Here is a 22,521-nt window from a genome sequence, read left to right on the forward strand (position 1 = left end):
GGATTTCATTGGAAAACCCGAAGGTTTAATCCAATGTCTATTCTAAGGGGTGCACTTCAAAATACTCGTGATATCATCGAGTTGATTTTGAATTCATTTAATATTAAGCAAACGCTTTGGACACAAAATGGCCCTTGGATACTTCAACCAATTGCGAAGCTTCCTCTGAGTCCTTCTGGCCTTGCGTATAAATCGGCGATTTCAATTCATCATGGAAATGAATCCGCTTCTTGTTCGCCTCAACCTCTGGGTCCGGCTCAGGGATTGCAGATAACAATGACTTGGTGTATGGGTGTATCGGATTGGAATAAAGCTCTTCACTTTCTGCAAGCTCTACCATTTTCCCCAGATACATTACAGCAACTCTGTCACTGATGTGCTTAACCATAGAGAGATCATGGGCAATGAAGAGGTATGTCAGTCCAATGCGATCCTGAAGCTCTTTAAGAAGGTTGACAACCTGTGCCTGAATGGACACGTCCAGTGCAGAAATAGGCTCGTCGCAAACAATAAATTTCGGGTTAACGGCAAGCGCCCGAGCAATACCGATCCGTTGTCGTTGTCCACCGGAGAATTCATGAGCATACCGAGTGGCATGGTCATGATTCAGACCAACCATATCTAATAATTCTTCAATGCGTTTTTTGCGCTCGCTACTACTTCCAGCCATTCCATGGATGTCCAATGCTTCGCCAATAATATCCGAAACAGTAAACCGCGGATTCAGAGATGCATATGGATCCTGAAAGATCATCTGCATATCCCGACGGAAAGCCTTCATTTTTCTTGAGGATAATTTATAGATGTCAGTTCCGTTATATTTCACGCTTCCGGCAGTCGGCTCATACAAACGAAGAACCGTACGTCCTGCTGTGGTTTTACCACAACCAGACTCACCTACCATACCTAGCGTTTCTCCCTCACGGATGTTAAAGCTGACGTTATCGACTGCCTTAAGTACCTTGCCTTTACCTACATTAAAATATTTTTTAAGACCTTCTACTTCAATTAAGTTCTTACTCATAAGAACCGCACCTCCTTGGCCATCAAATGCAGATTTCAGCAATGCATCTAATGCATATACTGAATCCTGTGACACCGGAATCGAACCATTCACATGTATGCACCTTATCACTGTAACCTACAGTGAACAGATAGCCGATCGGTGATTAAAAGAATAAGGCACTGTGTCGCTAATTAAAACAGCAACTTTCCCTGTCATCTTGCATATAACACTACTCGTCTTTAATCAGCACTCAGGACACAAAATAACACGATAGTAACCAACAACTATCGCATACCCGAAAGAATTGTGAGAATGTTGATTACAACGGATACCTGCATCATTTATATCAACCAGGTTCAGCACTCCAATACCTTATGATGGACTCAAATGCTGATCATGCTTGATATTTGGCCAGAACGTTGACAACTGATTTCAATGTCGATGTTTTGACCCTTCTGAATTCTTTTAAGTTAACGAGAAGATCAGAGGAAATCATGATTTAAACAGTTGCGCTGAAAAACACTAAACTAGTAAAATTGATTTCCCCAAATCCTTATTTTTTCAATTTAGGATCCAATGCATCCCGAAGACCATCGCCTAGAATGTTAAATGCAAGCATAGTCACACTAATCGCAGCGGCAGGGAAAATCATGCGCCAAGGATAAGTCATCCAGCCTGTTCTAGCGTCGTTAACCATAGAACCGAGTGATGAAACTGGTGCTTGAACACCTAAACCGAGGAAACTTAAAAAGGCTTCTGCAAAGATCGCACTTGGAACAGAAAGCGTAATGGTTACGATAATCGGACCAACTGCATTCGGCAACAAATGACGGAATAATAGACGACCAGAGCTTGCACCCATTGAACGCGAAGCAAGGACAAATTCACGGTTTTTGAGTTGCATGATCTCGCCCCGAACAATCCAAGACATATTAATCCAGCCTGTGATTGTTAACGCCAATATAATTGTACCTAAACTAGGTTCTAAAACAACCAGCAATAGTATTGTAACAAGCAGGTACGGAATAGAATAAAGGATTTCTGAAAATTTATTCATAATCTCATCTACACGACCGCCAAAATAACCCATGATTCCACCGTATATAACACCGATGAACAAGTCAATCATTGCTGCTGCCAATCCAACGATAAGTGAAATACGTGCACCCATCCAAGTCCGTACCCACATATCCCGTCCTAAATCATCGGTTCCAAACCAATGCTCTGACGAAGGAGGCTGATTAGTATTCAGCAAATCATTTGAATAGTAATTGTATTTCGAAATAAGTGGACCAACAATCGCTGCGATTATTATGATGATCATCGCAATTAAAGCTGTCATGGCCATCTTATTTTGACGCAAACGATACATGGAATCTTTCCAAGCAGAAATACTTTCACGTTCTATTGTTTCGGCAACCTTCTTATCTGTACTAACTTGTACAAAATCCTCCGGTTTAAGTTGTGTGCTCTGCGATGATAATGTTTGATTTACAGTCAAAACTAACCCTCCTTCCTTCCAACAAGTTTAACTCGAGGATCGATAAACACATACAAAATATCTGTTGCAAAACGTGCAAGCATAAGTAATACTCCGTAGAAAATAGTAATACCCATAATAAGTGTATAATCCCGAACACCTATAGCTTGTACGAATTGTTTTCCGATTCCGCCGATACCAAAAATTTGTTCAATAACAACTGAACCCGTTACAATGTTAGCCGTCATCGGTCCAACATAGGTAACTACAGGCATGATTCCGTTACGAATGACATGTTTGAACATGATTTGAGCCCAGCTTAAACCTTTAGCTTTTGCTGTCTTAATATATTCTGCATGCAAAACTTCAAGCATACTGGAACGTGTCAAGCGAGCAATAAACGCAATTGGCTGGAAACTTAACGCAGCTACAGGCAATACATAATCCAGTGGTCCTGTGAAACCCATAACTCTGAACATATGCAATTTATAAGAGAAGACATACTGGAGTAAAGCAGCGACTAAAAAGCCCGGTACCGCAATACCTAAGACCGCTATCACCATTGCTAAATTATCAATTAGGCGCCTATGATACAAGGCAGCAAGCATACCTAAAAGTACACCGATCACAACCGAAACCACAATAGCAACTAGACCTAACTTTAATGAAGCAGAAAATGTTTTTCCAATCAAACCACTTACATCTTGGTTCAACTGCTTCATAGAAATCCCTAAATCACCCTGCGCAATATTCCCCATGTACTTCAAATACTGTTTCCAGACTGGTTGGTCCAAACCATACTGCTGATAAAGTCTGGCTTGTACTTCAGGTGGAACTTTCTTTTCAGACATAAATGGATCGCCAGGTATTGCTTTCATTAGAAAAAATGTTGCAGTAATTAGAATCAAAATAGATACTAGCATGTAGAAAAATTTATTTAAAAAATAACGCACCATTCCTACTGCGCACCTCCTTTTTCGAGTTAAAACAATCCTTTTCAATTGTAGGAAAAACTAAGCCCCTTGTCCAATGCATGTTTATGGATAAAGAGGAAGAAATAAACACCATTGCACTTACACAAAAAAACGGGATATATATGATGTGTTACCACATATATCCCTAGACTTTATAACATGCACTCTTATTTTACTGCATAATATTTGTGCAAGCTTTTAGTGTTCCAACAAATATGCTTTAGAGTAATCCACAGTACCGTCATACTGAGAAACTAAGCCTTTGAGATATGGCTTTTGAAGCGAGACTTGAGTGTAGTAGTAAATCGGCATAACGCCCATTTCATCTTTAATCAAAATCTCTTCAGCTTTATGGAAGCTTTCCATACGTTTAGTATTGTCTACTTCTTTATAAGCATCATCAAGCAACTTGTTGTATTCTGCATTGTCGAACTTAATGTCGTTGTTACCATTACCAGTTTTCCACATATCCAAGAATGTCATTGGATCGTTGTAATCAGGGTTCCAACCAGCACGTGCTACTTGGTAATCGCCATTTTGACGGTTTTTGATGAATACGCCCCACTCTTGGTTTTCAGTTTTCACGTCAACACCAAGGTTCTTTTTCCACATATCAGCGATGGCAAGAGCAATCTTCTTGTGACCTTCGCTTGTGTTGTAGATCAATGTAACTGGTGGCAATGTAGTGTATCCTTTTTCTTTCATACCTTCTTCAAGCAATTTCTTAGCTTCTGTGTAGTCCTCTTTGAAGAAATCATCTTTGTAATCGTTACGATATTCGCTACCTTCGGATGCACCTTTAATACCTGGTGGAATGTAACCGAATGCTGGAACTTGTGAAGCCAAAGTTACCTTATCTACGATATCTTGACGGCTGATTGCCATGGAAAATGCCTTACGGATTTTCGCGTTGTCAAATGGCTCAGCTTTTGTGTTGAATTCATAGTAGTAAATGCTTGCAATAGCTTTCAGTGTGAAATCATCTGGCAATTCATTTTTCAATACAGGGATTTGGTCTGGTGGAATGTCACCGTTTGGTGCGCCTGCACGATCAATTTCGCCGTTTTTGTAACTTAGAACTTCTGTAGAAGCTTCGTTAACAATAGTAGCAGTGATTTTATTCAGTTTAATGTCGTCTTTATCCCAATACTTATCGTTCTTGGTATACTCAACGGATTGACCTGTAATCCAGCTAGTAAGGGTGAACGGTCCGTTTGTAATCATTGTTTTAGGATCAGTTGCCCATTTCTCATTACCTTCTACCGATTTGTGAACCGGGAAGTAGGTGTAGAAGGACATCAAGTTCAAGAAGTATGCAGTCGGGTTATTCAAAGTTACTTCAAGAGTGTGCTCATCAACTGCCTTAACACCTACTTGAGAGAAATCTTTAATTTCACCTTTGTTGAACTGTTCTGCATTTTTCAAATAGTAAAGTTGTTGTGCATATGGTGGCGCTGGAACAGTTGCTGGGTCAAGAACCCGCTTCCATGCAAATACGAAATCATTTGCAGTTACCGGATCACCATTGCTCCATTGGCTGTCACGCAAGTGGAAGGTATAAACCAATCCGTCTGCGGAAATATCCCATTTCTCAGCTACGCCTGGGCCTTCTTTTCCGTCTTTGTCAATACGCACTAAACCTTCATACATTAACTTAAGAGCCACATTCGATTGGCTGTCCTGAGCTTGACCAGGATCAAATGTCGGTACATCTGCACTCATATTAAGTCTAAGCGTTTGGTCAGCAGCCAGTTTTTCGTCGCCGCTACCTGTGTTTGTGTTGCCTGCCGCGTTGGTTGGGCTGGCTGTGTTGCCGTTGTTTGCTTTGTTCCCGCCGCAACCAGCAAGCGCTGTGCCGATTACAAGAACTAGAGCAATCATAAGCAATAGACTTTTACTCTTCTTCATCTAGCAGTTCCCCCTAAATAGAATGTGGTATATGGTTTATGATTATACAACCAGTGGTCAAAAAAATCTAGACTAATGTTTTCTGAAAACACATTTTTTTTAAAACTTTAAAATTTTGTGACGTTGACGCTTCACCGAAGTAGCGGAACATTACATGGCTTGTGATATGTACTTTATAAGGCCTACGAACATGAACAAAACATAAAAAGTGCTCATTACGATAAAACTGAGCCGCCAAACTGCCCGTAAAATCCGTTTACCATCCACTTTCCCTTTCATACGATTTTGCGCTCCACCAATCAGTCCAGCGGATATTAATACAATAAGTAGTATAAGATAAAAGCCGAATTTGGTACTGAATATGTTATTAAAAAGCGCGGACACCGATAGCAATAAAAAAATCGTGCTAACATCCATGGCCAGAAAAAAGGTCTTCCTCCTGTCTTTTTTCATACCTGTTCCGATAAAATAAACAAGCAAAAAAGGGACAACCGGAATAACACTTAATGTAACGAACGAATTCTGCAAAAATTCCAAGGCAACCTCACCTCTCCTCCGCGATCATACCCTCTACCAGTCGGCACATAATGCGGTGCAGTGGAACCGCCAGGCCGGAACGCTCTCCCATTTCTACAAGACTGCCATTAATCCAGCGGATTTCTGTTGCCCTTCCGGCAAGAACGTCCGCAAGCATAGATGAGGTATTACCCGAAGTGGATCGGCATACCTGAGCGATGACCTCCCATGAATCGGTTTCATAAGGAATGTCGCATGCTTCATATACTGCAATGGCTTCATTATACAGATCTCTCATGACCCGTATGCGTTCCTCGGAGGCGAGCAGTTCCCCGTTCGGAATGCGCCAAAGAGCAGTAAGTGGATTAATAACAGCATTGATTAAGAGCTTTCGGTAAATCATGGTATTCATGTCATTCGACAAAAACGCGGAGAATCCTGCAACTGAAAGTGTTTCAAGTAAATGAATTACTTCAATATCGTTCTGAGGCTCCGTAAAAGGAGCTCCCATGGAGGCTTCTGGAGGAACCTTCCCTAACCATACTTCCCCTTTCCCGGCGTGAATAACCTCTGTTAATGTTTTCCTTTTAGCGCCTTCCGTGGTAACAGCAGCATAAATATTGCTCTCCGGAAGCAGTTTTTGCAGCAACTCTATATGTCCGATCCCATTTTGAAAACAAACAATACTTGGACGCTCATTGCGAAGTGGCTGCAACATCTCAGGTAAATCATGATGCAGAACATTTTGTTTAACAGTAATTACAATGCAGCCACCAGGTTCTCGCAAATAGGTCTCGGTAAATCCGGTCACCAAGCCTGCATGGAAAAGATCACTTTTAATTCTAATTGGCGTTCCTTCATCTTCATAACTAATGTTGATCCCGCTGCGCACCAGCTCGTGGACCTGTTGACTGCCGCGACACCACAGTCTGACCTCGTTCCCAGCTGAAATAAGCCGTCCGGCCAGCAGCAGCCCCAATGATCCAGCGCCTATAATATCAATCCTCATACTTGCCCCCTGCCACATTTCCCCATAGTTTCCCTTTAGTATATCCCGCACCCCTCGGCAAAAGCAAAAGCAAAAATCCCGCAAGACAGGCCATTGCACCTGCACATTGCGGGATTCTCAGCGCTGAGAAACCTTACTCAATTCGCTCCAGATTACCATTAGCATCCATTTTGAAGCGGGTCTTAAGCTCCTCTTCTTCTTCATTCAGAAAGGCCAGCCTTCTGGCGCGGTCCATAATCTGAATCAATGCTTTATAATCGTCATTTACAACCCTGTAATCCGTTTGAGCAAGATTGACTTCCTTGGACAGGCGTTCATTCTCCGTCCGCAGCTCTGTCAATTCCTCTTCCTTTTCCCGGAGGTCCCGCTCAAGCATCTTTAGCTGCCGGCCGGCCTCTTGAAAAGTTCCCTTCCATTGTCTCAAGAAACGAATTACCGCATCAATGGACAATGTGTTCTCGGTCAGCCCTTCACTTCTAGCGTAATCCTCTTCTGTTTCTCCCAGGATCAATCCAGCTACCTGTGCGCCTCTTACGGCTGGTTGTTTCTTCAAATAACTGCGTTTCTGGCGTTGCCCTTTAGCAATACTGATCGCATCTTCATAACTCTTGCGGACACAGCTGTTCCAGCGGAATCCGCAGGCAGCGGAAGTTCTGCCGATTTTTTCCCCCACTTCTTCAAAAGCAGCAAGCTGAGTGCTACCCTCCCGAATGTGGCGTAAAGTTACTTCTGCCAGGATTAGATCATCCTCTGTACTCCAAGCGTCCTGTCTAACGGCTGTCATAAAAGCCAAACCTCCTAACAACATCTTGAAATAACCATCTTCATAACCGGCAGCTCCGCCGGGTAGTGAATAGGGATAAAAGCTGCTTACTCCATTTCTATGCCTCTTAAAGAGTTCATAGAATCTATTTGATACTAAATTGTATTTCCATTTTACGTACACCTCATACGCATTATGCTTTATTAATTCTCTCGAACCCTCCTTAAGAAAAGGTGTCAATCATAAAAATCACATTTTTTCACAAATCCGCACTTTTTTTTCGATGAATTCGTTTACACTCATTTCCGCAGCGGGTATAATTAAAATAAATGGAATGAAGATACATATTTGAAGGGGGACTCGCTCTTGGACCGCATGTTTCGGGTGTTGGGGTTTTTCACGCTGGCGATCGGCTTGATGGCTTTTGCCGGAAATTTGACCGAAATGGCCTTGCTCTTCTTTTTGCAAACCGCATTCTTCGTTATCCTGGGGTATCTTAAATTTACCGAGAAGACATACATTCTACTCTTCTGGGGATACATGATTGTGACCTTCACCGGCTTTAGCTACTGGACGATATTCCAGATGGGTCTCCCGTTATAAACGTAATTTACTCTAACGGAACGGACGATGCCCCCTGATCGCAAGGGGCTCTTCCGTTTTTTTGCATGCTTTTTTTTATAGGACATGGACTTAAAAACGGAGTATGCTATTTTAGCAGGGTGAATCATATCATTAGTAATATTGCTATTCCAATCCTGAACTATTTTATACAAGCAAAGGTGGTGGTGTGGTGCTCTCCCGTCCTTCTATACGCCGTATGATTGCAGCCATACTCATTTTATTCTGCTGCGCACTCCTGCCACTGGTTCCCTCCGCATATCTGTCTGCTGACCCTGTCGGCACTGTCGCGCCTCCACCAGCTTCTCTTACTGATAATGAAGATACGCGCAAACTGCTGGAGCAGACCTTGTCCTCTGCCGAAATTGAGAAAGAAATCGCCCGGATTAGCAGTGAACAGGAAGCTCTCGAGAACAAAGTGGCGGGGTTGGAAACTCAGGCGGCCGAACAAAAGTCGGCAATTGCTGCTCAGCAGGAACGTGCCGGTGCCATTATTCGTTCTTATTATATGGGAGATCGGGATGGACTATTGGAAGCTTTTCTGTCCGCCAAAAGCATTAGCAGAGTGCTTGTTCTGTGGGATTACTACGAAATTATCATCGGGCGGGACCGCGATATTTTATCGCAGTATGAGAAGCAATACAAAAGTTTAAAAGCGACGCTTCAGGCTGCCAAACGAAGTTCACAAGAGCTGGCAACGCTCAAAAGCACACTCGAGGAGCAAAAGATCAGGGTAACGGCTCTACATAAGGAGATTGAAGGAGGAATCCGAGGCAGCAGTGATCCGGAAAGCATGAATGCTCTACTGAAAGAGTTCTCATTGTATTGGGAGAATATCGGGCTTCACGAAGTAAAAACCTACTTTAAAGCATTAGCCTCCGCGATGAAGAATCTACCAGACTTTGTCCAGAACCGCGAAGGGCTGCTTACCCGCCAGGGAATGACTTATCAGCTAAGTCTTAAGGAAGAGGATCTTAATGATTTTTTACAGTCGCAGAACAAACTGTTCACCGATTTTGCTTTTCATTTCAATGAAGGCTCTGTGACCGCTTCGGGAAAAAGCGGCAAATTGTCACTGGCTCTAACCGGACACTATACGATCCAGAATGAACCGGTCAATGCGATGTTGTTCCATGTTGATAAAATTGTCTTTAACGGACTTGAACTGCCGGACACTACCAGTCAAGCATTGGAAAAAGAATTCGATTTAGGCTTTTATCCGGCAAAAATCATCTCTTTCCTCCGGGCAACCGAGGTTGATAGCAAGGACGGCCTGCTTCAGGTCAAGCTTGCCGTCTCATTCTGATGTCTGCAGCTGCTTCTGAAGCTCTGTAGCATTCAGCTTGCCTTCAAGAAATAAGGCAACCGCCTCGGTCATTTTCTTCCAGCCGCCTTCCGGTTCATCATCGGGGGCGGCTTCTTCAGCCAGCAGCAACTGGGAATCGAACGGCAGTACTACACTCGATGGTGGCCCGGAACGGTAGATTTCATCTAGCGCGGGCAGGCCCCCTGTTGCATCTAGCCAATCCAGCTGCGAAGTCGTTCCGGTGATAAAGGCAAGCCATTTCACTGCTTCTTCGGGGTGTTCGGACTGCGCAGGCAAAGCAAACGACCGGCTGTAAATACTCTCAATTCCATTAGTACCGCGCGCACCAAGCAGTCCTTCAGCCTTCAAGGAAGCATTCCCGTATCGTTTCCATTCCGAGTACGGAACAGCTGCAATGGCAATACTACCATCCTGAATTTTGTCCCAGATCTTATGGTCTGGTTGGCTGCTCAAATAAAAATCTCCCAACGCTTGCTGCAACCAATTTAGCGTCTCCGGCTTTACAGAGGTCATGCTGGTTCCCATAGACTCCAGTACAGCTGCAAATCCGTACGGAGTTCGGGTATCCAGGGCAAGCAGATATTTATCCGGCTGTTTGCGAAGGTTCTCCAGCATGAGATTCCACTCATTTACATTTCGCGGCAATGAAGGCATTCCAAGTTCAGTCAGCCGCTGCGGGGAATACACCAGTACATAAGGATCAATATCTAGCGGCACGCCCCAGTCATACCCATTCCACTGCATTTGCGGGATTAGCCGGGTAAGCGGCGCGCTGCCTGGAACACTTCTATATACATCAATAGGAAGCAGATAGCCGTGTTTGGCCAGATCAAGTATCTTGCGCCCGTCGGTCATAATAATATCGGGACTGTCGCCAATAGTTAAATCCTTCAGCAAGATTTCCTCAGCATCCGCCTTCTCAATATTCTTCAAGTCTATTTTAACGCCGCTGGACAACGAATAGCTGCTGCTCAGCGCCTTCAGTTCAGTAAATTCCGCAGGGCTGAGGGCTACGGTAATCTGCAAGTTATCCACTGTCCCGACCTTGCTTGAATCCGGAAAAGCAGACGGGTTCTGCCTTCTATTGACCTCAAGCGGGCCATTGTTCGTATTTACCTGCATGCTCGGTGACAGACTTGTCAGCGACAGCAGCAGGATGGCAAACAGCAGCCAGTAGTTTTTGCGTCTCAGCACGATTGTTCTCCTCCCGGGGCATTTCCTTTCCCCTATTCTACCAGACCCATTCCCCCTTGTCTGTATCTGTGAAAACGTTCTCTTTCTATTATATAGATTTGAAAAGACAGGGAATGCAAGAACTCTCGGAGTGCCTGGACGCTCCGCGTGCGGATTATTCTTCCGATCGGCTGTTATCCTCGGATTTCCTGATTGAATAACCACCTATAGTGGTTGAAATCCGAGGATAAAGGCGAACGCTGCGCTTCTCCAGAATAATTCCGCTCTCTACGCTACGGCTTGCCACCTCAAAAACATGATTCACTGCCTTTTCAGGTGGCGGGGGCAGCAAAAAGCCGGGAGTGATTTAACTCCCGGCGGTAAAACATAGGTTCCAGAGCGGATTAGAGCGGATTAGAGAGGCTATACGCAATTAAAGGTAGAATTATGCTGCTAGAGCAGTTGGAGCGCTTAGAACCATTTTTAGGATGAATAGTGCGGTATAGTGACTTAGGACAACAATGACGATTAGGGCAAATGAGCTGTTACAGAAGATCCGCAGCCAGCTGAGCCAGGCGGGAACGCTCACCTTTTTCCAAGGTTATATGGCCGCTAATGCCCTGCTGCTTGAATTTTTCTACAATATAGCTGAGCCCATTGCTCGCTGCATCCAGATACGGGTGATCGATTTGCTCCGGGTCGCCCATGAGAATTACTTTACTTCCTTCACCGGCCCGGGAGACGATGGTCTTCACCTCATGACGGGAGAGGTTCTGCGCTTCATCAATAATAATGAATTGTGCAGGGATCGAGCGGCCGCGGATATAGGTCAACGCTTCAACCTGAATACTGCCAAGCCCCATCAGAATTTTATCAATATCCCCCGATTTCTTAGTATCGAACAGAAACTCGAGGTTATCATAAATCGGCTGCATCCACGGACGAAGCTTCTCATCCTTCTCGCCAGGCAAATATCCGATGTCTTTACCCATCGGTACGACCGGGCGGGCGATCAGCAGCTTTTTGTATTTATGCTCGTCTTCTACCTTGAACAATCCGGCGGCAAGCGCCAATAATGTTTTACCTGTTCCCGCCTTGCCAGTAATGGTTACCAGCGGTATATCGTCATTCAGCAGTAATTCCAGTGCCATGCGCTGCTGGGCATTGCGAGCGCTGATGCCCCAGACGGCATCATTCCCGAGATATAGCGGCTCCAGACGGGAAGCATCACTATTCACCTTAAGCAATGCAGATTTCCCGCTGCCGATCTCATCCTTGAGAATTACAAATTCATTAGGATAGAGACGGTAAGGCAGCTCCAGTTGTTTAATGGATAAATATCGGTTGCTGTAATATTCATCAATCAATGAAGGATGCACATGCAAAGCCTGATAGCCGGTGTACAGCTCATTTAGATCTCCTGTACGGTCCGACAAGTAATCCTCAGGCGTTATGCCAAGCACATCCGCCTTAATCCGCACCAATACATCTTTACTCACCAGCACAACAGGACGCGGATCAGGCTTCTCGTTCTCTTCAATTAAATAATTGAGCGCAACCGCCAAAATCCGGTTGTCGTTGGATACCTCACCGAACATCTCTTGAACCTTCACGAAGCTGCGGTGATTCAGTTCTACCTTCAGCATGCCTCCATGTTCCAGTTCCACTCCGCTGTGCAGGTGGCCCAGTTCCCGGAGTCCGTCCAGCAGACGGGACACGGTGCGGGCGTTACGGCCAATTTCATCGGCATTGCGCTTCTTGGAGTCGATTTCTTCCAATACAACTGCAGGAATGATGACTTCATGCTCCTTGAAAGAAAAAATCGAATTGGGGTCGTGCAACAGCACGTTGGTATCAAGCACAAATATTTTTTTCATGTTATCCCCTCCACAGCGCCTGGTTTGATTGGTCATACATAACTCTTTCCGTCATGGGAAAAGATAATCCCAGAACTAATCTTTGACCGAAAGGAGTAAGCACATATGAGAAAATCAATGTGTCTGTTGCTGGTACTGCTGCTGCTGACAAGCTGCGGTATCGCTAATAAGAAGACATCACCCTCTCCTCAGGATAAACAGTCGGCTCAGGCTGTAGGCAACAAAGGGGGCCACGAGGTTCGAAAACTGAATAATACCACTGCCGTCCCGCTTTCATCCGCATCTCCGAACGGAGTGAATCATACGGCCAAAGCGGGAAGCGAGATTGCACTCAAGGATCACTTAGAGCAGCTGGCTAAAAGAGTACCCGGCGTAGATAATGCACACTGTGTAGTTATGGGTAAAACCGCCATTGTTGGTCTTGACGTCAAAGGCTCGCTTAGCAGATCGCGGGTCGGAAGCATCAAATATTCCGTGGCCGAAGCCATCCGCAAAGATCCGCGAAGCGTTAACGCTCTGGTTACTGCCGACATGGACCTTTCCAGCAGACTTGCCGAGCTGAGTAACCATATCTCTAAAGGCCGCCCTGTATCGGGATTCGCCTCAGAGCTGGCAGACATTGTCGGACGGATTATTCCGCAAATTCCCGAAGATACCAAGCCCAGAAAACAATAACGTCATAAGTTGACAAAAAAAGCCCAGTGACGACCTCACCGGGCTTTTTGCATTGCAGCAAATACTTGTCCGTCCAGCTTCTCGGCTGCACGCTGATCGTATACTTTAACATATCGTGGAGCGGAGTCCAGCTTCGCGCCATAAAAAAGCGCGTTGCGCACCGCTTCAATTTCAACATCAAAGCAGCAAATATTAAAGGGCACATCGTCAAGACGATCCTGCCTAACCGCAGCACGTCCGTTGATGGCATGAACCGTGCTCTCGCCGAACACAGTAATTGTTACCATAGGGTTAACCTTCATATTGTTCACCAGCCGTGAACGATGATCCACTGCGATCCGTAACACGGAAGGGCTCACTGCATAAATCCACGAAATGGCCGTGGACGTAGGACCTGAAGTTTCGGCATCGACAGTGTTAAGCAGAACAAACGTCTCAGATTGCAGCATCGAAAGCAGGGATTCATTAAGCTGAGCAACGGCTTCGGACATGAGTACAGGCCCCCTATGACGCAAAAGTGCATTCAATTAAGTATATTATAACATAGCGAGAAACTTGCATTCAATTTTAGTTATTATTCTCTTCGCTAACACCAGCGATTCGGTTATGAAGACTCTGTCTCGCCGCCTCAAGCTCTTTCTCATTAATATATACATATGGACTTTTCCATGTGCCCGTTACAGGCTTGAACTCTACATGCTGCTTGGAAATGTTCCAATAGGTAGCGATCAAATCCTTCAGCTGGCTGTTTTCAACATCCGTCTTCATATTGTCATTTACGGCGTCCAGCATGCTGCCAATCTTCATGACACCACCGAATGATTGAACCTGATCGATCAATGAGTTCAACACTTCATTTTGCCGTCTGTTGCGGTCAAAGTCATCCGATCCCTTTGTTTTTGGCTTGCAATTGGATTTGCGGTAGCGCACATAATCGAGCGCGTTATCACCGTTCAGCTCGGCCGGACCTTTTTTCAGATTAATATTGGTTCCATCTGCGCTATCCTTATAGCACATATCCGCACTGACGTTCACTTTGACGCCGCCGAGTGTATCAACGATATCCCGGAAGCCCTGGAAATCGAGAACTGTCACATAGTCTATTTTCACATTCAAGTACTTGCCCATCATGGTCTTCATTTCTTCCTCAGCCGAACCACCAGAGGTTTTTTCCTTGCTCTTGAAACGTGTATAGAACTCATTGATTTTCGTTTTTTTGTATCCATCCAGCTCCACATAGGTATCACGCGGGAGTGACACAACGGTGGCCGATTTGGTCTCCGGGTTCAGCGATGCTACCATGATGACATCTGTCAGGAAGGATTCATGCTTCGGCCGGCTGTCGGTTCCAAGAAGCAGTATCGTCAAGGGCTTAACTGTGGCAGACTGCTCAGGCGGAACTGGCTTGTCTATACCGGTATCCAGAATCCCGTGCTCCAGCTTCCAGTAAAGATAGCCTCCATAACCTAGACCACCAACAATGGCGACGATCAGAATAACAAGAAGTGCACGGCCGAGTCTGGCCCCAAACCCTCTCTTTTTAGCTTTCTTTTTGTTACCCTTTTTAGGAGCCCCTTTGGCAGGCTGCTTCCTGCCGTTTTCAGGTCTAGTGCTAGGATTCCCCGCAGATCTTCTCGGGGGTAGTTCATTATTGTTGCGTGTCATAATAGAATAAATTCCTTTTCAGTTCATTGGATTACAGGATAATACTGTTTATATAGACGATTTTAGCAGTAAAAAGTTGCGGACTAGGAGCGTTTCACTCCGCCGGCCGCCTTCCGCTTCTGCCTTGCTTCCACAAAATACCGCACCCGCACAAGCAGCATCAAACTGACGGCCACAAGCAGACATTGGATAATTGGAAGCTTGTCGTGCTGAAAAATAAGAAGCATCCCGGAGCCCAGCGCCATCATCACATAGAGAACAATTTCCTTGCCGATGGAGAGCTTCTGGTTCACTCGGAATACCTGATTGTAAACATAAGTAAGTAAGACGAAAATAACAATATAAGCAATAACAGGATGATTAGCGAACCAGGTTTGCATAGCTTTTAGTACACCCCTCCCGAATATAGTTACGCTTACATTATAACATCAGTCTATCATTTTAACCTCAAAATTCCTTCTATGTATCCCTTTGTGAAAAAATAAGCCGCCGGAATCTTAATTCCGACGGCTTATTAGATTCTTGCTTACACGCTTGCTTGTGCTTGTTTACGTTGCTTTTCAGCACGCTCGCGCTCGCTCTTGTTAAGGATCTTCTTACGCAGACGCACCGATTTCGGCGTGATTTCGCAATATTCATCATCATTCAAATATTCAAGCGCCTGTTCCAAAGAGAACATCCGTGGCGTTTTCATTTTTACAGTATCGTCCTTCGTTGCAGAACGAACGTTGGTCAATGCTTTTTCCTTACAAATATTAACGACGATATCATTGTCGCGAGTATGCTCGCCGACGATCATACCTTCATAAATATCGGTTCCCGGCTCCAGGAACAGGATACCACGGTCTTCAACACCCATCATTCCGTAGAACGTGGAAGTTCCGGTCTCAGTGGATACCAGTACGCCTTGGTGACGTCCGCCTACTTGACCACCAATCAGTGGTGCATAGCTGTCGAACGCATGGTTCATTACACCATAGCCGCGTGTCAATGTCAGGAAGTGTGTATTGTAACCGATCAGACCACGTGCAGGAATCAAGAATTCCAGACGAACCTGTCCAGTACCGTTGTTAATCATGTTTACCATCTCAGCCTTACGGCTGCCCAGGCTCTCCATAACAGCACCCATGCTATCTTCCGGTACGTCGATCATCAGGCGCTCAAGCGGCTCCATTTTGACCCCATCGACTTCCTTAACGATAACCTCAGGCTTGGATACTTGCATTTCATAACCTTCACGGCGCATGTTCTCGATCAGGATACCGAGGTGAAGCTCACCGCGTCCAGATACTACGAATGCATCCGGGCTATCTGTTTCAAGTACGCGTAGACTGACATCTGTCTCCAGCTCTTTCATCAGACGTTCACGCAGCTTGCGGGAAGTTACCCATTTACCTTCTTTACCAGCAAACGGACTGTTGTTAACGAGGAATGTCATTTGCATGGTTGGCTCGTCAATCTTCAGGACAGGCAACGCCTCAGGATGTGCAGGATCAGCGATTGTCTCACCAATGTTGATGTCCTTGATACCGGCAATAGCAACGATGTCACCAGCGCCAGCTTCTTCTGCTTCTACACGCTTCAGACCTTGGAAGCCGAACAGCTTCTCAACACGTGCAGTCTTGCTCTTACCATCACGCATAATAACTGTAACGGATTGACCTTGTTTAACCACACCGCGGTTAACACGGCCAATGGCAATACGACCAAGATATTCGTTGTAGTCCATCAGAGTTACCAGGAATTGCAGCGGCTCTTCGACACTTTCAGTTGGTGCAGGAATCTTCTCAACGATTGTTTCGTACAGGGCCAACATGTTGTCATCCTGTTTCTCTGGATCAAGGCTTGATGTACCGTTCAATCCGGAAGCATATACTACCGGGAATTCCAACTGTTCGTCACTGGCTTCAAGCTCAATGAACAGATCAAGTACTTCGTCAATAACTTCCGCAGGGCGGGCAGCCGGACGGTCGATTTTGTTCACAACGACGATCGGTTTCAAATTCTGTTCCAGCGCTTTACGAAGTACGAACTTCGTTTGCGGCATACAACCTTCATAAGCGTCAACAACGAGCACTACGCCGTCAACCATTTTCATAATCCGCTCAACCTCACCGCCGAAGTCGGCGTGTCCAGGGGTATCTACAATGTTGATCAAGAACTCTTTATAGGTAATTGCAGTATTTTTGGCAAGGATCGTAATTCCGCGTTCACGCTCCAGATCGTTGGAGTCCATGGCGCGTTCCTGAAGGGTCTCATGGGCACTGAAAATACCGGACTGCTGCAGAAGCTGGTCAACCAGTGTTGTTTTACCATGGTCAACGTGGGCAATAATCGCAATGTTGCGAATGTCTTTTCTTGAATGCATGATTTGTATCCAAATCCTCTCATTTATCAAATTAAATCTGTTCAAATTCTGAGCATGTCACGACAATCTCACAAAAGAAGCGCCTGGCGGAAAGCCGACGCTTTATCATAACATTAATTTTATAGTGAAAGCACCATGAAAAGCAAGTCTTTTTATGAAAAAAACACACTGGTTTTCGCTTAAATTTTTCCTATTTATATGCTTGTTTGTGCAAATGCCGATTACCAGCCGCCATTCCATTTCTTCCCGCCCCGCGATTTGCCACGTCCGGCAATCAACCAGAGACCCGCCAGGACCAAAACAGCACCAAGTACATAGAGGAATCCTGTTCCAAGTAAGCTGAATACTAACAAGACAAGACTAAGCAAGCCAATCACAGCGGAACCAACTGCGAGCCCCCTACTCCGGTAAGGAGAATAGAGCGAATATTGATATAGTCCTAACGCTATGCCAATCAGTAACAATGGCCACAAATGTCTCATCAGGCTCCAGCCCCAGATATTACAGAGTCCGAACAGAATGCCATACACGGTCAGAACTCCAGCAGGAATCAGCAGGGTAGCAGACATCCGGCGATTGAAGAACAATACATACAGCAAAAGGCCCGGAAGCAGAATCACGAGGGGCCAGAGCGCCCGCCCCAAAAATCCGAAGACTCCCAGCTTCCCGAATAAAATCACGATGCCGGCAGCGGCAATGAAAATCCCAAGCTTCATGTCATTTTTGGAAGACATCTCTCATCCATCCCTTCATGGTTCAACATCACTTCCTGCTTCTTCGAGCCCTTTAGCCCCGAATTACGACAGAATTCACTTTCATTTTAGCTGAAAACGGGTCAAAACACCACATTCTTCTATCTCTTCTCATTATGGACATGAAACTACGTTCTCTAACCAAAAAAAGGATGGCCTCTTGAGAGACCACCCTTGTGCGCCTTGCTTCAAACGATTCTGGCAGCACGTCGCTTGAGCGCTCCAGTTACCACCACCACAATACCCAAGAAGAGCGGAAGCGAGGAATGTAGCGACGGCAGAGCCAAAGAAACCATCGGGCCTAATTTGGTGTCCTGCAGCAGCATATCCCCCGCAGTATAAGCTAAAATATAAGCGCCGATGAAGACCAGCAATGGAAAACGGTGCAGCAAATTCACTATAATTCCGCTGCCCCAAACGACAATCGGGATGCTGAGCGCGATACCAATGACAATCAGAGACAAATCTCCTTGGGCTAAACCTGCAATAGCCAGTACATTATCAAGGCTCATAATGAAATCAGCCAGAAGAATCGTCCGGATCGATTTCCAGATCGTAGATACTCCGGATATCCTCAGCGTGTTCTCTTCCTCCACCAACAGCTTAAAGGAAATCCACAGCAGCAAAAGTCCGCCGCCCGCCTGAATAAAGGGAATTTTAAGCAGCAGAACTGCGGCAAAGGTCAGAAGGCAGCGCAGGAGCACTGCCCCGGCTGCTCCCCACCACACTGCCATTTTGCGATGATGCTCTGGAAGATCCTTGCTGGCCAGTGCAATTACCATAGCATTATCTCCGCTAAGCACCAGATTGATCATCAGTATTTCACCTAGCAGCACAATTGAATCCATACTTCTACCCCCTCGAACTACATGTAATTACATGTATGTCCGAAAGTGACAAGCTATGCTTGCTGTCCCATTTTTCAGAGGGGATGAATAGAAAGTTGTTAGAACCATTCCTCCTGCAGTCCAGCTTCTACACTAACCACCTCTGCTGGCTTCTCATCTCCGTACGGCGTAATTTCAATGGTCTCGGTAGCTGCCACAGCTTCTGCCAGCAGTGCCGAATAACCGGGAAGTGTCGCTTCTATCTTCTCTACAATCCGCAGGTTGGGATTGGTAGTCGGTGACTTCGGAACGAACAAAGTGCAGCAATCTTCATAGGGAAGAATGGACAAGTCATAGGTCCCGATTTGCTTGGACAGGTCCACAATTTCGCTCTTGTCCATCATAACGAGCGGGCGGAGCAGCGGGAGCTGCGTAGCGCGTCCGATAACGTTCATGCTAGGTAGTGTCTGGCTCGCGACCTGTCCGAGACTATCGCCCGTTACCAGAGCCAGTGCTCCCTCCCGCTCGGCAATGCCAGTGGCGATTCTCAGCATAGCCCTGCGCATCAGCGTAATAATTAAATTGTCCTGTCCGATACCAGTAAAAGCAGTCTGAACCTCTGTGAACGGAACCAGATGCAGCTTGATTACCCCTGCATATCTGGAGAGCACTCGTGCCAGGTCAACAACTTTTTGACGAGCCAGTTCACTGGTATACGGATAGCTGTAAAAATGAATGCATTCGACCTCTAGCCCTCTGCGCATAGAAGACCAGGCGGCTACTGGGCTATCTATACCTCCCGACAGCAATAGCAAAGCCTTGCCATTAGTACCGAGCGGGAAACCGCCGACTCCCTCAATATTTTCGCAGAAAATATAAGTATGATTCTGACGGATCTCTATCCGCAGCTCCAGTTGCGGCGATTTGACATCCACCGTCAGGCCGGGATAACCCTGTAAGAGCGGAGTGGCCACCAGCTTGTTCATCTCAATGGAGCCGTGCGGGAAGTCTTTCCATACCCGGCGGGCATTCACCTTGAAGGTCGTGCCTGGCGCAGGCGCCAATCTCACTAATAACTCACGGCTTACCGCTACAATCTGTTCCAGCTCGGAGGGAGCACATTTCACTGGGCTAACGGAGGCGATACCAAATACATTTTTGAGTGCACCGGCAACCTCGGCAGCAGGCTCCCCATTTAGCTCGGCATAGATGCGTCCGAATTCTTTACTGAGTACAATGCCGGGATATGGCTTGATAATTTCTTTAACATGGCGCAATACCGTCCGTTCAAACCGTGCACGGTTCTTGCCTTTTAACGTAAACTCTCCGAAACGTAGAAGCAGCATATCGGCGTATTCAATACTGCTGCCGGGAATCGGTTGAACTTCATTGTTGGCACTCATGATTTATTTCACGCCTCCTTCTGCAATCTTCAAATCCTGTACCGCTTTAATCAACGCCTTTTCCAAGGCCGCAATATCCTCAAAACTATGCTTGTCACCGAAGCTAATCCGAATGCCCCCCAGCGCTTCCTGGGCAGAGCGCCCCATTGATAACAGCACGCGGCTCGGCTCAGCTAGCCGGGAAGAACAAGCGGAACGGGTGGATACGGCCATGCCCAGTTCTTCCAGCTTACGGGCCATGACTTCACCCTTCATACCGGGATAGGAAAAATGCACAATATGAGGCGCACCCTCCTCCCCGCTGTTCACGACAAATTCCGGAATGCCGCGCAGAAAATGCAACAACCTGTCACGTAGCGGTACAAGCTGATCATATAATTGTTGTCGTCCTTCCCCGCTCATTCGCACAGCCTTGGCGGAGGCTACAATTGCCGGGACATTCTCCGTGCCAGCCCGCAATCCCTCTTCATGGGAGCCACCGGTCAGCAGTGGTGCAAGCGCAACGCCTTCCTTAACGTAGAGCAGGCCCGCACCGCGCGGTCCGCGAACTTTATGGGGGGATAGGCTGTACAGATCGGCCTTCCATACATTCAGCTCTACGGGAAGCTTCCCGAAGCCCTGTACTCCATCCACATGGAATAACGTCCGGGGATTCGCTGATTTTACCAGCGCCCCGATCTCCTTCAAGGGCTGAACTGTACCGATCTCATTGTTAACATGCATGACGCTGACCAACACTGTATCTTTGCGCACAGCAGCAGCAACAGCAGCAGGATTCACTATACCATTGGCATCAGGAGCAATAAAGGTGATTTCCCATCCCCGCTGCTGCAGCTGCAGACAGCTTTCATAGACAGACGGATGCTCCAGCTCCGTAGTCACCAGGTGACGGCCCCGGCTCTCATATTGGAGAGCAGCCCCCTTAATAGCAAGGTTATTGCTCTCTGTAGCCCCTGACGTGAAGAGAATCTCCTCTGGCTTGACTCCAATAGCCGCCGCACAGACTTCCCGCGCCCGTCTGACCAGCCTCCCCGCCTCCATGCCCGCTTTGTGCAGAGAGGAAGGATTAGCATAGTGAAGTTTCATGATTTGTTCCATCGTCTGGACCACCTCTTCATAAGGCGGGGCAGCGGCGGCGTAATCCCAGTAAAGCATATATCGTTAGTCTCCTTTATTTCTAATAAGTTGAGGATTTTAGACGGTACAAGTACAGTCTTCTGATTCTACACTATATGAGCTTGTTCAAAAAGTCTTCCTTTAATCAGCAAGCAGAAATCCTTTACTGCTCCTGATACAGAGAAAAGGATCAAACAGGCTGCCGGGGCATGTAGCCCAGGGAGGAAATCCCGTTTGATCCTTTTTATTATACCGCGTATTGTGCGCGGGCGCGTTCTATTTTATAGATATAGGCCTGGGTCTCTTTAGGAAGCTGAGACAGATTGGCCATCAGTTCCTGATCATTGCTGACGCCAAGTTTCGTCACCCGGCCCGGACCGGCATTATAAGCCGCCAGCGCCATTCTTTCTTCACCGCCGAAGCGTTGAAGCTGGTACGACAAATACCGTACGCCCCCATCGATGCTTTGCGCCGGGTCGAATGGATTGGATACCCCGAGCCCACTGGCCGTGCCATCCATCAGCTGCATCAAACCCTTGGCTCCAGCGGAGGATACCACATTAGGATTGAAAGAGGACTCCGTATCAATTACAGCTTTGATCAGATCAACCGGTACACCGTATTTAGCGCTTGCCGTCTGAATAAGCTCCTCATAATCGGTGGTTTTGGTTCCCGTTATTTCCCCGGAAATGCTTCCCGATGACTGTGCACCAAGATTCTGCCAGAGAAGCGGGTTGTCTGCGGCCATACCGGCCAGAGCAGCAGCGGTATCAAGACTCTTCAGCGAATCCCCCTGTGCAGTCCCTTCCTGCAGCATCGCTGAGAACACGGCAGACGATTTTCCCGTAACCGGAGTATCCTTCACCTTGTCTGCAGGTCCTGTCACTGCGCCTGTTTTCAGATTGACCCATTTCAATTGACCAGCCCCGTTGGCTTGTACCGGATTAATCCCCATGCTGACATTCCTTTCTTTTAGCTATATAAGACGAACTTAAGATCGAACTTAAGGCTCGGTCGTTACTTTCTTTTGTTCATCTTATATATTCTCTATATTGAATTTG

21 protein-coding genes are annotated in these 22,521 nt (G+C 46.3%); 3 read left to right on the plus strand and 18 right to left on the minus strand.

Annotated features, from left to right (window positions below; genetic code table 11):
* Nucleotides 1–103: 103 nt before the first annotated feature.
* The 7 genes from ACFVU8_RS11940 to ACFVU8_RS11970 all read right to left on the minus strand — a co-directional run bounded on the left by ACFVU8_RS11940 (nucleotide 104) and on the right by ACFVU8_RS11970 (nucleotide 7,677).
* Nucleotides 104–1,024 carry an ABC transporter ATP-binding protein gene (locus ACFVU8_RS11940; RefSeq protein WP_175372873.1) on the minus strand — a complete coding sequence of 307 codons (921 nt, stop codon included), beginning with the start codon at nucleotides 1,022–1,024 and terminating at the stop codon, nucleotides 104–106.
* 535 nt (nucleotides 1,025–1,559) lie between these two features.
* Nucleotides 1,560–2,507, minus strand: coding sequence for an ABC transporter permease (locus tag ACFVU8_RS11945; protein ID WP_387427540.1), 948 nt, complete (start codon nucleotides 2,505–2,507; stop codon nucleotides 1,560–1,562).
* 2 nt (nucleotides 2,508–2,509) lie between these two features.
* Nucleotides 2,510–3,442, minus strand: a complete 933-nt coding sequence (locus tag ACFVU8_RS11950; RefSeq protein WP_066364163.1) for an ABC transporter permease — start codon at nucleotides 3,440–3,442, stop codon at nucleotides 2,510–2,512.
* Nucleotides 3,443–3,658: 216 nt separating this feature from the next.
* Nucleotides 3,659–5,368, minus strand: a complete 1,710-nt coding sequence (locus ACFVU8_RS11955; protein ID WP_379465799.1) for a peptide ABC transporter substrate-binding protein — start codon at nucleotides 5,366–5,368, stop codon at nucleotides 3,659–3,661.
* 150 nt (nucleotides 5,369–5,518) lie between these two features.
* Nucleotides 5,519–5,905, minus strand: a complete 387-nt coding sequence (locus ACFVU8_RS11960; RefSeq protein ID WP_175372870.1) for a DUF3397 domain-containing protein — start codon at nucleotides 5,903–5,905, stop codon at nucleotides 5,519–5,521.
* 7 nt (nucleotides 5,906–5,912) lie between these two features.
* Complete coding sequence (locus tag ACFVU8_RS11965; protein WP_387427542.1) at nucleotides 5,913–6,893, minus strand: ketopantoate reductase family protein; 981 nt, start codon at nucleotides 6,891–6,893, stop codon at nucleotides 5,913–5,915.
* A 133-nt stretch (nucleotides 6,894–7,026) separates the two neighbouring features.
* Entirely contained in the window at nucleotides 7,027–7,677 is a 651-nt protein-coding gene (locus tag ACFVU8_RS11970) for an RsfA family transcriptional regulator (RefSeq protein ID WP_379465801.1), read from the minus strand.
* 345 nt (nucleotides 7,678–8,022) lie between these two features.
* Between ACFVU8_RS11970 and ACFVU8_RS11975 the strand changes: the two genes are divergently transcribed.
* Complete coding sequence (locus ACFVU8_RS11975) at nucleotides 8,023–8,259, plus strand: DUF2626 domain-containing protein (protein ID WP_066364179.1); 237 nt, start codon at nucleotides 8,023–8,025, stop codon at nucleotides 8,257–8,259.
* Nucleotides 8,260–8,446: 187 nt separating this feature from the next.
* The gene (locus ACFVU8_RS11980) at nucleotides 8,447–9,583 is read left to right on the plus strand and encodes a coiled-coil domain-containing protein (protein WP_387427543.1); all 1,137 of its coding nucleotides are present in this window, start codon (nucleotides 8,447–8,449) and stop codon (nucleotides 9,581–9,583) included.
* On the opposite strand, the gene ACFVU8_RS11985 is transcribed toward ACFVU8_RS11980, so the two are convergent.
* Nucleotides 9,575–10,798 carry an extracellular solute-binding protein gene (locus ACFVU8_RS11985; RefSeq protein WP_387427544.1) on the minus strand — a complete coding sequence of 408 codons (1,224 nt, stop codon included), beginning with the start codon at nucleotides 10,796–10,798 and terminating at the stop codon, nucleotides 9,575–9,577. The two genes, ACFVU8_RS11980 and ACFVU8_RS11985, sit on opposite strands and share 9 nt — an antisense overlap.
* Before the next feature lie 524 nt (nucleotides 10,799–11,322).
* Complete coding sequence (locus ACFVU8_RS11990) at nucleotides 11,323–12,654, minus strand: PhoH family protein (protein WP_379465804.1); 1,332 nt, start codon at nucleotides 12,652–12,654, stop codon at nucleotides 11,323–11,325.
* A gap of 105 nt (nucleotides 12,655–12,759) precedes the next feature.
* On the opposite strand from ACFVU8_RS11990, the gene ACFVU8_RS11995 reads away from it, so the two are divergent.
* Nucleotides 12,760–13,329, plus strand: coding sequence for a YhcN/YlaJ family sporulation lipoprotein (locus tag ACFVU8_RS11995; protein ID WP_387427545.1), 570 nt, complete (start codon nucleotides 12,760–12,762; stop codon nucleotides 13,327–13,329).
* Nucleotides 13,330–13,364: 35 nt separating this feature from the next.
* Here ACFVU8_RS11995 and ACFVU8_RS12000 read toward each other — a convergent pair whose 3' ends face one another.
* The 9 genes from ACFVU8_RS12000 to ACFVU8_RS12040 all read right to left on the minus strand — a co-directional run bounded on the left by ACFVU8_RS12000 (nucleotide 13,365) and on the right by ACFVU8_RS12040 (nucleotide 22,415).
* Nucleotides 13,365–13,820: a PNPOx family protein gene (locus tag ACFVU8_RS12000; RefSeq protein WP_066364192.1), complete on the minus strand. Its 456-nt coding sequence runs from the start codon at nucleotides 13,818–13,820 to the stop codon at nucleotides 13,365–13,367.
* Nucleotides 13,821–13,896: 76 nt separating this feature from the next.
* A complete protein-coding gene (locus tag ACFVU8_RS12005; RefSeq protein WP_379465806.1) occupies nucleotides 13,897–14,994 on the minus strand; it encodes an LCP family protein in 1,098 nt (365 codons plus the stop codon).
* 83 nt (nucleotides 14,995–15,077) lie between these two features.
* The gene (locus ACFVU8_RS12010; protein WP_066364195.1) at nucleotides 15,078–15,374 is read right to left on the minus strand and encodes a YlaH-like family protein; all 297 of its coding nucleotides are present in this window, start codon (nucleotides 15,372–15,374) and stop codon (nucleotides 15,078–15,080) included.
* A 146-nt stretch (nucleotides 15,375–15,520) separates the two neighbouring features.
* Nucleotides 15,521–17,362 (minus strand): translational GTPase TypA, encoded by a 1,842-nt coding sequence (gene typA, locus ACFVU8_RS12015; RefSeq protein WP_175372862.1) that lies wholly within the window; start codon nucleotides 17,360–17,362, stop codon nucleotides 15,521–15,523.
* A 221-nt stretch (nucleotides 17,363–17,583) separates the two neighbouring features.
* On the minus strand, nucleotides 17,584–18,096 hold the full coding sequence (locus ACFVU8_RS12020) for a hypothetical protein (RefSeq protein ID WP_387427546.1): 513 nt from the start codon (nucleotides 18,094–18,096) through the stop codon (nucleotides 17,584–17,586).
* Nucleotides 18,097–18,302: 206 nt separating this feature from the next.
* Complete coding sequence (locus tag ACFVU8_RS12025) at nucleotides 18,303–18,962, minus strand: TerC family protein (protein ID WP_379465808.1); 660 nt, start codon at nucleotides 18,960–18,962, stop codon at nucleotides 18,303–18,305.
* 98 nt (nucleotides 18,963–19,060) lie between these two features.
* Nucleotides 19,061–20,344 (minus strand): tRNA uracil 4-sulfurtransferase ThiI, encoded by a 1,284-nt coding sequence (gene thiI / locus ACFVU8_RS12030; RefSeq protein ID WP_387427547.1) that lies wholly within the window; start codon nucleotides 20,342–20,344, stop codon nucleotides 19,061–19,063.
* 3 nt (nucleotides 20,345–20,347) lie between these two features.
* A complete protein-coding gene (locus tag ACFVU8_RS12035) occupies nucleotides 20,348–21,499 on the minus strand; it encodes a cysteine desulfurase family protein (RefSeq protein ID WP_387427548.1) in 1,152 nt (383 codons plus the stop codon).
* Between the two features lie 208 nt (nucleotides 21,500–21,707).
* Nucleotides 21,708–22,415: a transglycosylase SLT domain-containing protein gene (locus ACFVU8_RS12040; protein ID WP_387427550.1), complete on the minus strand. Its 708-nt coding sequence runs from the start codon at nucleotides 22,413–22,415 to the stop codon at nucleotides 21,708–21,710.
* Nucleotides 22,416–22,521 lie beyond the last annotated feature (106 nt).

Source organism: Paenibacillus sp. NPDC058177 (genome assembly GCF_042883835.1).
Classification (GTDB): Bacteria; Bacillota; Bacilli; order Paenibacillales; family Paenibacillaceae; genus Paenibacillus_AQ; species Paenibacillus_AQ agri.

Coding starts and splice junctions, on each gene's coding strand:
- ACFVU8_RS11940 (WP_175372873.1), bottom strand. CDS start 1,024: ATGAGTAAGAACTTAATTGAAGTAGAAGGTCTTAAAAAATATTTTAAT.
- ACFVU8_RS11950 (WP_066364163.1), bottom strand. CDS start 3,442: ATGGTGCGTTATTTTTTAAATAAATTTTTCTACATGCTAGTATCTATT.
- ACFVU8_RS11955 (WP_379465799.1), bottom strand. CDS start 5,368: ATGAAGAAGAGTAAAAGTCTATTGCTTATGATTGCTCTAGTTCTTGTA.
- ACFVU8_RS11965 (WP_387427542.1), bottom strand. CDS start 6,893: ATGAGGATTGATATTATAGGCGCTGGATCATTGGGGCTGCTGCTGGCC.
- ACFVU8_RS11970 (WP_379465801.1), bottom strand. CDS start 7,677: ATGACAGCCGTTAGACAGGACGCTTGGAGTACAGAGGATGATCTAATC.
- ACFVU8_RS11990 (WP_379465804.1), bottom strand. CDS start 12,654: ATGAAAAAAATATTTGTGCTTGATACCAACGTGCTGTTGCACGACCCC.
- ACFVU8_RS11995 (WP_387427545.1), top strand. CDS start 12,760: ATGAGAAAATCAATGTGTCTGTTGCTGGTACTGCTGCTGCTGACAAGC.
- ACFVU8_RS12000 (WP_066364192.1), bottom strand. CDS start 13,820: ATGTCCGAAGCCGTTGCTCAGCTTAATGAATCCCTGCTTTCGATGCTG.
- ACFVU8_RS12005 (WP_379465806.1), bottom strand. CDS start 14,994: ATGACACGCAACAATAATGAACTACCCCCGAGAAGATCTGCGGGGAAT.
- ACFVU8_RS12010 (WP_066364195.1), bottom strand. CDS start 15,374: ATGCAAACCTGGTTCGCTAATCATCCTGTTATTGCTTATATTGTTATT.
- typA (WP_175372862.1), bottom strand. CDS start 17,362: ATGCATTCAAGAAAAGACATTCGCAACATTGCGATTATTGCCCACGTT.
- ACFVU8_RS12020 (WP_387427546.1), bottom strand. CDS start 18,096: ATGTCTTCCAAAAATGACATGAAGCTTGGGATTTTCATTGCCGCTGCC.
- ACFVU8_RS12025 (WP_379465808.1), bottom strand. CDS start 18,962: ATGGATTCAATTGTGCTGCTAGGTGAAATACTGATGATCAATCTGGTG.
- thiI (WP_387427547.1), bottom strand. CDS start 20,344: ATGAGTGCCAACAATGAAGTTCAACCGATTCCCGGCAGCAGTATTGAA.
- ACFVU8_RS12035 (WP_387427548.1), bottom strand. CDS start 21,499: ATGCTTTACTGGGATTACGCCGCCGCTGCCCCGCCTTATGAAGAGGTG.
- ACFVU8_RS12040 (WP_387427550.1), bottom strand. CDS start 22,415: ATGGGGATTAATCCGGTACAAGCCAACGGGGCTGGTCAATTGAAATGG.